Here is a 13682-nt window from a genome sequence, read left to right as displayed (position 1 = left end):
AAGCTAGGGGAAAAGCCAATTACGAGGATATCGGGACGAGCCGGCGCTTTATGATTTGAGGGCTGATTTCTCAACTCGCTGCTTGCCAAACTCCAGAATCCGGTCGATGAACTCGTAGGGCGTGTAGCCGGCCAAAGCCGTCTGGTGGAAGATGCAGGTGGCGGGCGTCATGCCGGGCAAAGAGTTTACCTCGATGATGAGTACCTCCACGGCCCCGTTCTGGCGCACCCGCACAAAGGCATCAATGCGGGCGTAGCCCTGAATATTCAGGATTTCGGCCACCCGGCGCAGTTCCTTCTTCACCTCTTCCGACACGCGCTGGCGCTCCGTGAGGTCGGCGGCATAGCGGGCCGGGGTAATATTCTGGCCTTCGCCGGCCAGGAACTTCTCCTCCAGGCTCAGCACCTCGCCGGTGGCCAGGGCTTCCGATGCCTCAAAGACCTCAATCTGCAGCTGGCCATTTTCGTCCCAGTGGGTGAGCAGGCCCCCGGTCACTTCCAGGAAGTGCGCGGCCCCGTCGCGGCTGATGAGGGTTTCTACCAGGAAGGCATCTTTCTGCGGAAACTCTTCCTTGAAGCCCAGGCTGAGCGTGGTAGCCTCGGCAGGCATCAGGTCTTCCTGGTTGCGGAAAATCAGGCGGGTGAAGGCTTCCAGCTCCGCGCGGTTCTTGATTTTCTTTACGGCCGAGGAGCAGCCGTCGTCGGCGGGCTTGGCAATGAAGGGGTAGGGAAACTGCGTCTCCAGGCTGCGGTAGAAGCCTTCGGCATCGGCTTCCCACTCCAGGCGGTTGGCCATGCGGTGCTCGGCCACGCGCAGGCCCGCTTCTCGCAGGCGCTTGTTGGTTTCGAACTTGTTGATGGTAATGCTGGAGCTTTCCACGCCCGAGCCGTTGTAAGGCAAGCCAAATGTCTCCAATTCCCGCTGCAGGGCGCCATCCTCGCCGGGGCGGCCGTGCAGGGCAATAAACACCTCATCCACCATGCCCGCCAGCTCCTCAAACGACACGCGCCGGGGCTGGGCCGTGGGTTGCCCGGCGTAGGTGCTGGTGATGCCCTGGGCCTCGCGGCGGATGCGCTCCAAAATGGGGTGCAGGCCGTGGCCCGCTTCCATGTACTCCACTTTCTCGCGGATGTCGTCGGCGTTGTCCTTCAGCATCACGTTGATGGGCAGCACGTAGAGGCGGAATTCCTCGCTGTTGCCGGTCAGGAATACCGGCACCGGCTCGTACTTGATGCTGGAGCTGAGCTTTTCGTAGATATTCCGGCCGCTTTCCACCGAAATGTGCCGCTCCGAGGAGTAGCCACCCATAATCACGGCCACCTTCGTGCGGGTGCGCTCCTCCGAAGCCCGGGCTGCCACGGCGGCATCCAGCTGCGTGAGCAACCCAGCCAGCTTCACGGGCCGTAGCCCGCCGCGCCGCCGCGCCGCCAGGGAAGTGTGAATCAGGAACGTCAGGAACTGCGACGGGTTGAGGCCGATTTCGGCGGCCTGATGGAAGAAGAACGAGGCCGGCAGCATGCCCGAGGTGGTATTCGGGTCGTTCAGGAACAGCTGGCCATTGGGGCCAATGAACCCATCTAGGCGGGCGTACACCTGAAAGCCGAACGTGCGGAACATTTCCTCGCAGGCTTCCCGGATGCGCTGAATGTCGGCTTCGGGCAAGTCGATGGGCGTGATTTTGCGGGAGAGGCCGGGCAGGTATTTCGAGCGGTAGTCGAACATTTCCTCGCCCTTCACAATCTCCGTAGGCGGTAGCGCCAGCGGCTGACCGTTGGCATCTTCGACCACAATGCACGAAAACTCGCGGCCCTGCACGAAGCTTTCTACCAGCACCTGGGTTTCGCCCTCCACGCTGGTCAGGCGCACGGCTTCGGCCGTTTGCAGCCGCTCGTTCAGCACGTTCAGCAACTGCTCGGGCTGGTAGATGAGTTGCGTTTCAGGTTCCGGGTTTTGGGTTTCGGGTTGGTCGTGCGAACCTGAAACTTGAGACTCGAAACCCGAAACTACCACGGGCAGGCCGATACCGTCGCGGATGTCAACCAGCTGCTGCAGCCACACCATTTTCTGGGTGTCCGACAGGCCATGCCACTCCGTTTGGGTGACGGTTTTGCGGAACAGGCTGCGTTCTACGGCAGCCTGAAATTTGGTCACGTCGGCTTCGCGCAGAATGCTGATGCCGATGCTGCTGCCCTGGCGCGGGGCCTTAAACACCAGCGGCAGGCCTAGCTCGCGCACCAGGTAGTCCAGCGTTGCCTGGGCATCGGCGGCGTCCCATTCTTCGGCCGTAACAAGGCGGAAATCGGGCGTCGGGCGGTTCAGGGCTTTGAGTAGCTTTTTCTGGGCAGTCTTATCAATGCCGAAGGCTGAAGGGAGAATGCCGGAGCCCGAGTACGGAATGCCGTACCACTCCAGCAGCCCCTGGATAGCCCCATCCTCGCCGGCAGGGCCGTGCAAAGCCAGGAAGGCGAAGTCAACCAGGCTGGCCAGCTCCCGGGGCTCCACGCGGCGGCCTACTTCCGCGATGATGCGGTCCTGCTCGTCCAGGCTCAGCTCGCCCAGGCTTTCGAAGTACATCTGCACCGGCAGCACCGCGGGCGGCAGCGCCGACACGGGCGGGTAAAAGTCGCGAATGGTGCCTTTGTAGATGTACTCCCAGTTGAGCAGGATGAAGTTGCCGCGGCTGTCCACAAACACGGGCACGGCCTCAAACAGGGACTTATCCAGATTATCGTACACGGTGCGGCCGCCCGCGAAGCTGATTTCCCGCTCGCGCGACGGGCCACCGAAGAAGATGCCAATTTTCATATCAGGGGCAAAGGTAGTATTTCAAGAGGTGAGGAGGGAATAAGCCGCCTGATGAAAACAAGCACGCGAGATTCCTCGCTCCGCTCGGAATGACGTTCTACCTTCCTCATCCGTTCCTTTATCCTCTCATCCCCTCATTACCTATCTTCGCCCCAGCCAAACCCAATTCCTGTTCCATGAAAACCCTCGATCAGTACAACTTCGCCGGCAAGCGCGCCGTGGTGCGCGTAGATTTCAACGTGCCGCTCGACAAAAGCTTTGCCATTACCGACGATACCCGCATCCGGGCCGCTACGCCCACGATCAAGAAAATTCTGCAGGATGGCGGCTCCGTGGTGCTGCTCTCGCACCTGGGCCGGCCCAAAGGTGGCCCCGAGGATAAGTACTCGCTTAAGCACCTAGTAGCCCGCCTGGGTGAGGAATACGGCCAGGAAGTACAGTTTGCCACCGACGCACTCGACGCTGAAGCCCAGGCTCAGGCGCTGCAACCCGGCCAGATTCTGCTGGTGGAAAACGTGCGGTTCTACGCCGAAGAAGAAAAGGGCAACGCTGAATTCGCGGCTAAGCTGGCCAAGCTTGGCGACGTGTACGTGAACGATGCCTTTGGTGCCGCGCACCGCAAGCACGCCTCCACGGCCGTTATTGCCGAAAACTTCGCCCCCGAGGACCGCGTGGGCGGCTACCTGCTGCAGGGCGAGCTGGACAATGCCAAAAAAGTGCTGGAAGAAGCCGAGCGCCCTTTCACCGCCATCATGGGCGGAGCCAAGATTTCCGACAAAATCCTCATCATTGAGAAGCTGCTCGACAAAGTAGACAACCTGCTCATCGGCGGCGGCATGGCTTACACGTTTGCCAAGGCCCAGGGCGGCAGCATCGGCAACTCGCTGCTGGAAGCCGACAAAATGGACCTGGCCCTGGAGCTTATCGAGAAAGCCAAGGCCAAGGGCGTGAACCTGGTGCTGCCCACCGACAGTCTCATTGCCGACAAATTTGCCAACGACGCCGAAACCAAAGTGACGCCGAACAGCCAGATTCCCGACGGCTGGATGGGCCTCGACCTCGGACCGGATTCCATCCAGGCATTTTCCGACATCGTGCGCCAGTCGAAAACCATCCTCTGGAACGGACCCATGGGCGTGTTTGAAATGAGCAACTTCGCCAAGGGCACCGAATCGGTGGCCCAGGCCATTGCCGATGCCACCCAGCAGGGCGCCTTCAGCCTCATTGGCGGCGGCGACTCCGCGGCGGCCGTCAACCAGCTGGGCTTCTCGGAGCAGGTAAGCTACATCAGCACCGGCGGCGGCGCCCTGCTGGAGTACATGGAAGGCAAAGAGCTGCCCGGCGTAACGGCCCTGGGCTAGGTTAGAACTTAGAACCGAGAGCCAAGAAAAGAGCGGGGCTTATCGTTTGCTGGCGCGTTGCCAGAACGATAAGCCCCGCTCTTTTCTTGGCTCTCGGTTCTTGATCCTATGCTCTAAGCTCTCGGTTCTAAGTTCTAATTCAGATACGGCGTTTCCAGGTCCTGACCCATGAGCTTGAGCGGGTCCAGGGAAAGCCGGCCGGTAAGGCGGGTGCTGAGCGTGCGCAGCTCTTGCTCCGACAACACGTTGAGGTGGTGCAGCCAGTGGAGGCGGTGCAGCTGCAACTCAATCGGCCCCAAGGGATTCACCTGGGCGTATTCACTGCGCAGGTAGCCGTGGGCGCGGTGGCGTAGCTCGTCGGTGAAAGCCTCGAAAGCGGCCCGCTGGCTGGCTCTCAGCGGCATGGTGATGCGCAGGCGGTTGGTGTACAGGGTAGTGGTAGCGCCATACCAGCGGCGCAAGGCTACGATACTGCCCACCACCAAGCCAAAGGCCAGCATAGCTACCCAGGCCTCCGGGTCGTCGGCCATGTGCAGCGCCGCCGAGGCTAGGTGGTACCCAAGCCACACCAGTACCCAAACCCAGGAAAAAGACCAGGTGGGCTGCGTGTGCTCCACCGACACCGGCAGCAGCTCTTCGTAGGGAATTTCACTTTCCAGCCACGCTACACCGTTCCGCTTCCGCTGGCTGATGTATAAGCCGTGTTGCCGCAAAACCAGCAGGCTGGTTCCGCGCAAAAAGTGCGTTTGAGAAAATTGGAGAAACGTCATCGTGCGTGCCGGCCCGGTGCAACGCCCTGGCCAGCGGATCCATTAAGTAAAGCTAAACGGCGAAGGCGTAAAGCACAGCACAAAAATAAGCAGCATCAGCCAGCCCAGCACCTTGCGGGCGGTACTAAGTGGCTGTTCGTTGGGCGCCGGGGGGTGGTAGATGCCCGTTACCGTGCCCAGCAGCAAGCCAAACGCCAGCCAGCCCGGCTGCCCCTGCAGGGTGGGCAGGGCCGAGGCCACGGCTATCTGGGCGGCCCACACCGCCAGGGCCAGCATGGCGCCCCGCCGTGGAGTAGGCAGGGCCCGCCGAAACACCAGAAACAGGTAAAGCCCATAGGGCAGGCCCCAGTACAACCAGGTGCTGGAACTGGTGCTCAGGGAAAACAGGCCCAGGCCCGCGTAGAAAATGAAGGCGATGAACAGGGCCGCCGACAGCCGGTTGGCCCGCCGGAACCCCAGCAGCCCGTACAGGATGTGGCCGCCATCCAGTTGTCCTATGGGTACTAGGTTCAGGGCCGTGAAAAACAACGACAGCGCCCCGGCCATCAGCACGGGGTAGTGCATCAGCTCATTAGGATGCGGTAGCCGCGCGGGGTCAGCAAACAGGTATTCCAGGCCCTGATACAATAGAGGCTTGGCCAGCGTAATGGTTTCGCCGGACTGCTGGTACACGTAGCGGGCATATTCGGCACCGTAGACGCGGTACTCCGGGTGAATGGTGAAGATATACTCCAGCGGCGGCAGGTGCGTGAAGCCGTAAATAAGCACGGGTATGGCTACCAGAAACCCCGCTAGCGGCCCCGCTAGCCCTACATCGAAATACTCCCGCCGCGAGTAAATGCGGTCCTTAATGCGGATGACGGCGCCAAACGTGCCCAGCGTATTGAAAAAGCCCGTGAAAAACGGAATGTAGTAGGGCAGCGAAGCGCGGATCCGGTTGTGGCGGGCCGTGAAGTAGTGGCCAAACTCATGCACCGTGAGCACACCCAGGAAGGGCACCGAAAACCACAGCCCCTGCACAACCTCGGCAACCTGGAAACCCGGCTCAGCAAAAGTAAACCGGCCCGTTATCCATTCGGCCCCGGCCAGAGTAGTGGTAGCAAGGGTGACCAGAAACAAAACCAGGTGTAGCAGGTAACGCTGCCACCGGGGCCGCGCGGGTCGCTCGTAGCGCCGGAAAGCAACCGGACTTTCGGCTGCGGGGGCATCAAAATCAGGCGGAAGGGGAGTCGAAGGCACGAAGGGCAGGGGGGAGGGCGTCGGTGAGGGTGAGGGGCGGGGCCAGAAACAACGTACGTAGGCCGAGCCGCCGGGCTGTCTCAATGTGTTGAGAACTGTCTTCGATAAAAAGGGTTTCGTCGGCGCGCCAGTTCATTTCGCGCAGGGCATGCCGGAATATTTCTTCCCCCGGCTTGCGCAGGCCCACTTCCTGCGAGTAAAACACGCGGTCCAGACAATCGGCAATGCCGTGCTCCAGGCCGTACTGGGTTTTCAGCCGCCGGTTGATTTCCTCGATGTGAATCTGGTTGGTGTTCGAGAGCAGGGCCGTTTCGTGGCCCTGGGCGCGTAGCTCGGCAATGTAAGCCAGTCGCTCAGCCGGCACGTCCAGGAGCATAGCATTCCAGGCAGCGTCCAGCTCCTCATCAGTGGCCTGCAGTTCGTAGTGCGTGCGCAGCCCGGCCCGAAAGGCCTCCGGCGTAAGCCGGCCGGTTTCCATCAGGTCGAACAGCTCACTTTGCGCGGCCTGGGTGAAGGCAATGGTGCTGCCATGCTGGTGCAGGCGGGCCATGGCATCGAGGGTGCGCTGGTAGTCGATGTTGATAATAACGCCGCCGAAATCAAATAGCAGGTGGGGTTTCTTTGCCATGAAAGCAGGGGGTAACGTATTGGTGGTTTGCTAATTGCCTGATGAGTTGCGCATGCAGACCAGCGTCAGCGGAAGGCAGAAAGCCAGGGCCGTTGCAAATTCGCCCGCAAAAGTCGAAGTTTGCAGGGCTGAAACCAACCGCACGCGGTAGGTTTCGCACCGGGCCCATAGCTCAATCGGTTAGAGCAACTGACTCATAATCAGTAGGTCACTGGTTCGATTCCAGTTGGGCCCACGAAAACCCGCTTCACGTTATCGTGAAGCGGGTTTTTCTTTTACAGTCATGGGGTTCTGAGAAGTTTTTTAGGCCTGCAGAAAGGCGGGCTGCTCACCCGTGTATGTAAGAGTAAGCTGGTGCATGGCCCGGGTGCAGGCTACGTAGAGCATACTCCGATCCACCTCCGTCTTGTAATTCCGGGCCGAAGCAAAGGGCACGATTACTTCGTCGAATTCCAGCCCTTTCGCCAGGTGGGCCGTGGTGATGATGATGCCTTCCTTGAACTTGGTCGACTCATCCGTGAGCAAATACACATCTGGGGCCTGTAGCGCTTCGTAGGTCTGCTCGGCCTGCCGCAGGGTTTTGCAGATAATACCGAGGGAATGGCGGCCCGAAGTTTGGAAGTTTGCCAGCAGCTGCTGAATAGCCTGCAGCTCCTCTTCCTTAGTGCTAAAAGCCTTTATGGCGGGCTCTGGGCCGTGTCGTTCCAGGGGGAGGATGTTCGGGTTGGGGGTGATGCGCTGGGCGAAGGCGGTAATTTCGATAGTGGACCGGTAGCTGCGGTAAAGCTTCACCACATCGGCCTGCGGAAACACCCGCTCAATGGTCTCGGCTGAGGACGCACTGTACGGATTCACCGTCTGGCTGACGTCGCCCAGAATCGTTTTGCGGCAGTGGAACAGGCGCGACAGCACCGCGTACTGCACGGGCGTGTAGTCCTGCATTTCGTCTACCAGCAGGTGCTTCACGTGGCCGTAAGCCGAGGCGCCTTCCAGGCGGATGCGCAGGTAAATCAGGGCAAACACGTCGGCGTACTCTAGGGGCCGGTGGTGGTCCAGCTTCAGCAGCTCCGGCCGCCCAAGCCAGCGGTAAAAATCCCGGTACAGGTCCAGCACGTTGTTGAACTTGAACATGCGCGGAATACCTTCCCCAATGGTGGCTTTTTCTTGGCCTGTGAGCTTGCGCCCGGCTTTATCGCGCACGTAGGCCCGCACATCGTTAGCCACCAGCGCAAACCGGTTGAGCAAGGGCACCCGGTGGTAGGCGCGAAACTTCTGCTGGGTGAAGGCCGCCGGTACCACGGTGCGGCCCACGCGCAGGTCGGCCACGGCGAAATAAGTGTTTTCGATATGCAGTAGATACTGGTTGAGCTGGCTTAGAAACTCAAACGACGACTTGAACTGAATGCGTGCAATAAAAGCCGCGTCGTGCTGCTCCAGCAAAGCCGCTACCTGGTCGAAAAACGTCTGGAACTGATACCGGCCTTCGAGCAGGTCGGCGGCCAGCTCTTCCATGCCCATTTCCGGAATGTGCTCTTCGCCCAGCTCCGGCAGCACGTTAGAAATGTAGTCGGCAAAAACCTTGTTAGGCGAGATGATGAGAATATCCTTGGCCGAAATGGTTTCGCGGTAGCGGTAAAGCAGGAAGGCAATGCGGTGTAGGGCAATGGACGTTTTGCCCGACCCGGCCACGCCCTGAATAACCATCACCGTAGCTTCCTCGTTGCGGATCACCGCGTTCTGGTCGCGCTGGATGGTGGCGACGATGTTTTTCATCTTATCGTCGGAGGACTTGGCCAGCTCCTGCTGCAGCACGTCGTCGTGGATGTTTACGGCGCTGTCGAGCAGGAACTCCAGGCGCCCATCCCGGATTTTGTACTGCCGCTTCAGGCCGATGCGGCCGTGCACGGTGCCCGAGGGCGTGGCGTAGGAAGCTTCCCCCAGCTCAAAGTCGTAGAACAACGAAGAAATGGGCGCGCGCCAATCGTAAATCAGGTTCTGGCGCTGCTGCTCGTCGAAAAAGGAATGCACCCCGATGTACACCGGCGCAGCGGCCTGGTTCTGAGGCGCAAAATCGAGGCGGCCGAAGTACGGGGATTGAACCAGCTTAATGAGGCGGCGCTTGCGGGCCACGGCGCCTTCGCCCGTGAGGGCCATGCGGTTGATGGATTGGTCGGCGGCCACCATGTCGGCTTCGTCCATGCCCGACTGGTGCTCGTGGATGTACTGCTTTTTCTGGCGCAATTCCGTGGAAAACTGCCGGACGGCATCATCCACTCGCCGCACTGCCAGCGTGAGTTTCTCCTTGATTTCTTCCAGGTATTCTCTTTCTTCTTGCTCGGTGGCGTTCATCGGGGGCGGCGCTAGGAAAACGGACCCCAAAGGTGCCAGCAATTTCCGAGCTACCGAAGCAACGGGCGTATTTTGTCGGGTGTTGCCGGGGGCAGAAGCGGCCGGGCCAAGCTCAAGGCTTACGGGTGACACGCGGAGCGCGCGGCCGTTGAGCCCGCCCCTCCAAGCAAAAAGTCGCCCGGGAACCACGCGGCTCCCGGGCGACTTTCTGCTTGGATAATTCGGTAAACGGTGTGTAGCGGCGTGTTGGCAAAAATTACGTGCCAAAGGGTACCGTCCGGCGGGTAGGGCAGGCCGGGTAGTTACTGCTTTGGTAAGGCATGCAGCCCAGGTTTCGCTATTCCAGCTCCTCCATACTGTTTCGAAGCGCTTCGCGGGCCATAGCCAGACTGGTTTGCCGGGCATCGGCCACCAGATAAATGAACTTACTGCCATCCGCCGTTAGCTTAATCAAGTGCAGCTGCGTGGTAAGGCTGATCAGAATGTCGTCGATGCTTTCCGTGGTCAGCTGCAGGGCGGCCAGGGCCTTCTGCTTTTGGCGGACCACTTCCGCGTTGTAAGCGGCGGCGGTTTCGGGGTTGAGGCTGCCCGCAGTAGAATGGTGGGCCAGCGTGTCGCCGGTATCGGCCTGGACTATGGCTACGGCTACCAGCGCTGGCAGGCTCTTGAGCAAGCCTGCCAGCGCCTTTTGGGCTGCCGCAGCGGCCATAGTTGCGTTGCGGGTGGCGGCCACCTGTTTTCGATACGTGCGGGCTTTCACATCTGCGGAATTAGGGTCACCCATGCCGGGCCGGCGCAACAACTAGAGCGGTTAGAAAAACAGCCAGCGACGTGCTTTTTTGGTGGCTTTCTGCTCGGCTACCATGTCGCGGGGCAGCAGGGTAACGTCCTGCGTGCTGCTGCTGGCGACCTGAACTTCGTCGTTGGTGTAGCCGCCGTAGCCGTACACGAGGGTGTTGGTGCCGGCGGGCACGCGCAGGGCGTAGGCGCCTTCGGCGTTGGTGCTCACCCCACGCAGGCTCCCTTTTTGCAGGACCGTAGCGCCAATCAGGGGCCGGCCGTTCTCATCCAGGATGCGGCCACGCACCGTAATCATGCGGGGGGCATTGGCCGCTTCCAGGGTAGCTGGCGCGGCCAGGGTAGTTATATCCTCATCGGAGTTATTGGTGAGGTTGGTGCCGGCAAAAACGGCTCCGGCCAGCAGGGCGCCGCCCATAACCAGCGTGGCCGCCCGCTGGCGGAAGCGTTTGGGTTCGGTGCGCATCAGCTCAAACTGGCGCTGCACCCACCCAATGGGGCGCACCTGCTCGCCCTGCTGCTTCATCTCGTAGAAGCGGCGCAGCGTATCATCGGCGTGGTGGCTGTTGGATTTCAGATACGCATCCACTGCTTGCGTATGAGGTTGGGCGAGGTCACCACGTAGGTAGGCGTCGCGGTATACGGGGAGAATTTCGCCAGTGGCGGGGTCGAAAGGGTAGGCAGTCAGTTTCATTGCTTCAAAGAATAAAGGTGATGGAGGAGAAGTGCGAGAGAAGCATAAGCAGCGTCAGCTTATGCCGGAAGTAGGCCGATTATTCTCCGGCGCAGGCGCGTATCACTGCCCGGGCCAGAGCCAGGTTGGTGTCGCGGCTATCGACGGCGAGGTAGAGCAACTGACGGCCTCCGGGTAGCGGGCGCAACAAGTGCAGCTGCCCACTAAGCGTGATGAGGATGTCGTCAATCTGTTCGTTGGGCAGGCGCAGGGCATGCAGGGCTTGCTTGGTCTGGCGCACCACTTCCGCGTTATAGCCACAGATTTTGGTCACGTTGGCGTCGCGGGAGGTGGTGTAACTCGCCAGTGGCTGGCCCGAGCTTAGCCCGATGACGGCTGCAACCAATACTTCCGGCAAATCGGCCAGCACGCGCTTGAGCATGGCTTCGGCGGCGATGCGCTCGGGGCCGGCGGCCGCATCCGAAACGATGCGGTGGGTGACGCGGCCCGCACCAAATGGCAGACGTTGCAGGAAATCAAGTTTCATGGAGGCGAAGGCGCCCCGACCCACAATCATCAGCTTCGCTGCCAGTGGTGGCGCAGCCGGACGGGGTCCGAGGGTTTAGGCAGTGCGCTTAGTTGAGCTGGCTTACATGGTCGCGCAATACCTCGCGGGCAATAGCCAGGTTGGTGTCGCGGGAGTTCACCACCAGGTAAATGAATTTGGTGCCGTTATCCGTCAGCTTCAGCAAGTGCGACTGGTTGCTGAGGGAGATGAGGATGTCCTCAATTTTCTCGCCCTGCAGCTTCAGCGCCGACATGGCTTTCTGCTTCTGCTTCACCACTTCCGTGTTGTAAGCGGCGGCCGTATCGGGGTTGATGGCGGGAGAGTTGGAGTGGGATGCCAGGCTCATGCCGGAGGTAACGTCAACGACGGCTACTGCCATCAGGCCGGGCAGATCGGATAGGATGCCCTGCACTACTTTACCAGCAGGAGAATTGTCAGAGTACGCCATGGTAGGGGAAGGTTGAGTGGTGGAAAAATGAAAAAAATAGAGTTTAGGAAGGGCACGCTCTGCCAGGGCTTCTGGCGAGGCGTTTTTTTTGATCAGTACCGGTGATGATGGATTGCAGGTTTAAACGATCAGGGCTTTTTTAGGGCTTTTAGGGCGTTTAAATGCGCTTTATGTGCAGACTTAAGCCAGGGCTTAAGCGAAGGGGAGCAGGGTACTAGCTGAGTAATAAGGGGTAAAGTATTGTAGTATAATTAGTTTTTATAGGGTTATGTGAATCATTGATAAGTTCAATTCATCTGCTTTTCATGTTATCAAATAACCAAGGTATCATCCAGGAAAAAAATGACGCACATCATTTTTTCTGTTGATAAATCTCAATTTCTGAAGCTGTTCAGGGTCCAATGCGCGGGTTCGTACGGCCGGGGCTAATCGTACTGGGTGCTGATATCAACCAGTTTTTTCGGATGGACCAGGGTGATACTACTGCCCTTGGCGGCTATAATACCCTCTTCCTTTAGCTCCGAGAGCAGTCGGCTCACGGTTTCCTTGGCGGTGCCTCCAGGGAAGCTAAGTCTTCCCGGGAAATGGCAATTGTAAAGGGCTGGGAGGCATCCTGTTGGTAGGTGTCACGCAAGAGGAGCAAGGCCTCGGCCAGCCGCTCGCGCACGGGCTTATAAGCCATGGTTAGTGTGCGGTGGTCGGCCATGTTCAGGGCCTGAGAAAGCTGCTTCATGATAGCGCCCACAAACTGCACATTCGATTGCAGCAGCGTCAGGATGTCCTGGCGCGGAATCAGACACGCCACGCAATCCTCCAGGGCTACTGCCGAGGTTTGGTAGGTAGTTTCACCCAGCAGCGCGCATACGCCCACCACGTCGCCGGTATTGGCCAGCCGAATAATCTGCTCTTTGCCGTCGCCCGCTATTTTGGTGATTTTGACTTTTCCCTGATAGATGCAATGTAAGCCCTGGCATTGGCTGCCTTGGGTGTAAATCAACTGGCCTTTGAGGTAGAACTGGCTGACTTTACTGGTGGAAAGCAGCGCCAGTTGCTCGTGCTGGCAGGCGCTGAGAAGGCCTTGTTGCGCGCAGGGGCAAGAAGAGCAGTTCGGAACGCCATGTTTTTTGGGTAAATGGGAACCGTATCTCATACCATAACTACCGTCAACATCAACAACACTGTTCAGTTATAAGTAAAGCTAACCTTTCAGCGGACTTGTTGATTAGGCTCCTCAATAAAAATATTAATTATTTTAATTTGATGCCCATTTGTGGGCTTGGAGTGACCTTCGGTATGATTATTTTAATTATATTATTAGTTAGATACTATTCCCAATAAGTGGAAGCGGCCCCTGTCTTTTCCCAGGTTGGGCCAGTAATTTCGGGTAGGCGTTTACGGCCCTGGGCTATACAGGCCAGGAGCCGCTGGCAGCCGAAGGCTTCGTAGCAGCGCAGGGCTCCTGCCACGCCTGAGAGACGACGCAGCAGCCCGGTAACCCGAGAAAAGAGCCGGGCTCAGCGGCCGAAATCGTCCTGCAGCCGCACAATATCGTCTTCATCGGAGGGCCAGCCGGCCTGCGTGTGCTGCCAGATTTCGGCTACTATTCCCCAGGTGGCCAGCCCTACGAGGCGGTGCCGCTCACCCTGGCGCAGCAGGAGAGACTGACCCGGCCCGTACGTCTGGAGGGGGCCTTCTTCGTTGGTGGAACTGGTAGCTACTCCAACCGGGCCCTGCACCACCCGCCAGATTTCGGCCCGGCGGTGGTGGTACTGCCACGATAGGCGCTGGTGCGGGGCCACGAGCAGCAGCTTGGGGCTTAGCTTGCCGGAAATACGGAGTTCCTCCACGCTCATACCCGCGAAGTAGGCGTCGGCGAAGGGCTGGGCCTGGGCCTCGTCGAGCACGAAGAATCCGCCCCAGGGCCGGGTTTGATCCTGCTGGGTGATGCCAAAACCCTGCTCTCGGAGTTGGTGCTCAACTTGTTGAAATAATTCCTGCCGGGACAACGCCGTACGCATAAACCTGGGAAAGATGAAGAAGCGG

The 13682-nt window shown here is 59.4% G+C and carries 13 protein-coding genes and 1 tRNA gene; 2 read left to right on the top strand and 12 right to left on the bottom strand.

The genetic code is table 11. The annotated features are described in order from the left end of the window. Positions 1 to 48: 48 nt before the first annotated feature. Positions 49 to 2805 (bottom strand): D-alanine--D-alanine ligase family protein, encoded by a 2757-nt coding sequence (locus tag FY528_RS07870; RefSeq protein WP_149070446.1) that lies wholly within the window; start codon positions 2803 to 2805, stop codon positions 49 to 51. A 176-nt stretch (positions 2806 to 2981) separates the two neighbouring features. On the opposite strand from FY528_RS07870, the gene FY528_RS07865 reads away from it, so the two are divergent. Continuing rightward, positions 2982 to 4166, top strand: coding sequence for a phosphoglycerate kinase (locus FY528_RS07865; protein ID WP_149070445.1), 1185 nt, complete (start codon positions 2982 to 2984; stop codon positions 4164 to 4166). A 134-nt stretch (positions 4167 to 4300) separates the two neighbouring features. Here the strand turns inward: FY528_RS07865 and FY528_RS07860 are convergent, their stop codons facing one another. From FY528_RS07860 to FY528_RS07850, 3 genes are all read right to left on the bottom strand, one after another. Continuing rightward, positions 4301 to 4903, bottom strand: coding sequence for a hypothetical protein (locus tag FY528_RS07860; RefSeq protein WP_168682832.1), 603 nt, complete (start codon positions 4901 to 4903; stop codon positions 4301 to 4303). Positions 4904 to 4978: 75 nt separating this feature from the next. Next, on the bottom strand, positions 4979 to 6175 hold the full coding sequence (locus FY528_RS07855; RefSeq protein WP_149070443.1) for a site-2 protease family protein: 1197 nt from the start codon (positions 6173 to 6175) through the stop codon (positions 4979 to 4981). Continuing rightward, positions 6150 to 6803: an HAD family hydrolase gene (locus tag FY528_RS07850; protein ID WP_149070442.1), complete on the bottom strand. Its 654-nt coding sequence runs from the start codon at positions 6801 to 6803 to the stop codon at positions 6150 to 6152. The genes FY528_RS07855 and FY528_RS07850 overlap by 26 nt, the downstream gene beginning before the upstream one ends. Positions 6804 to 6964: 161 nt before the next feature. Between FY528_RS07850 and FY528_RS07845 the strand changes: the two genes are divergently transcribed. After that, a tRNA-Ile gene (locus FY528_RS07845) sits at positions 6965 to 7038 on the top strand. A 68-nt stretch (positions 7039 to 7106) separates the two neighbouring features. On the opposite strand, the gene FY528_RS07840 is transcribed toward FY528_RS07845, so the two are convergent. The 8 genes from FY528_RS07840 to FY528_RS07805 form a co-directional block, all read right to left on the bottom strand. After that, the gene (locus tag FY528_RS07840) at positions 7107 to 9152 is read right to left on the bottom strand and encodes a HelD family protein (RefSeq protein ID WP_149070441.1); all 2046 of its coding nucleotides are present in this window, start codon (positions 9150 to 9152) and stop codon (positions 7107 to 7109) included. Between the two features lie 337 nt (positions 9153 to 9489). Continuing rightward, on the bottom strand, positions 9490 to 9912 hold the full coding sequence (locus FY528_RS07835) for a hypothetical protein (protein ID WP_232066297.1): 423 nt from the start codon (positions 9910 to 9912) through the stop codon (positions 9490 to 9492). Positions 9913 to 9963: 51 nt separating this feature from the next. Next, complete coding sequence (locus tag FY528_RS07830) at positions 9964 to 10644, bottom strand: carboxypeptidase-like regulatory domain-containing protein (RefSeq protein ID WP_149070440.1); 681 nt, start codon at positions 10642 to 10644, stop codon at positions 9964 to 9966. 79 nt (positions 10645 to 10723) lie between these two features. Further along, complete coding sequence (locus tag FY528_RS07825; RefSeq protein WP_149070439.1) at positions 10724 to 11170, bottom strand: hypothetical protein; 447 nt, start codon at positions 11168 to 11170, stop codon at positions 10724 to 10726. Between the two features lie 88 nt (positions 11171 to 11258). Beyond that, positions 11259 to 11639, bottom strand: a complete 381-nt coding sequence (locus tag FY528_RS07820; RefSeq protein ID WP_149070438.1) for a hypothetical protein — start codon at positions 11637 to 11639, stop codon at positions 11259 to 11261. 425 nt (positions 11640 to 12064) lie between these two features. Further along, positions 12065 to 12178, bottom strand: a complete 114-nt coding sequence (locus tag FY528_RS07815; protein WP_149070437.1) for a helix-turn-helix domain-containing protein — start codon at positions 12176 to 12178, stop codon at positions 12065 to 12067. Then, complete coding sequence (locus FY528_RS07810) at positions 12175 to 12789, bottom strand: Crp/Fnr family transcriptional regulator (protein ID WP_149070436.1); 615 nt, start codon at positions 12787 to 12789, stop codon at positions 12175 to 12177. The genes FY528_RS07815 and FY528_RS07810 overlap by 4 nt, the downstream gene beginning before the upstream one ends. Positions 12790 to 13153: 364 nt before the next feature. Further along, entirely contained in the window at positions 13154 to 13657 is a 504-nt protein-coding gene (locus tag FY528_RS07805; RefSeq protein WP_149070435.1) for a cupin domain-containing protein, read from the bottom strand. Between the last annotated feature and the right edge of the window lie 25 nt (positions 13658 to 13682).

Origin of the sequence: Hymenobacter lutimineralis (assembly GCF_008271285.1) — a bacterium.
Taxonomy (GTDB): domain Bacteria; phylum Bacteroidota; class Bacteroidia; order Cytophagales; family Hymenobacteraceae; genus Hymenobacter; species Hymenobacter lutimineralis.
Note: the sequence above shows the minus strand (reverse complement) of the source record. Positions and strands in the feature narration are given on the sequence as shown.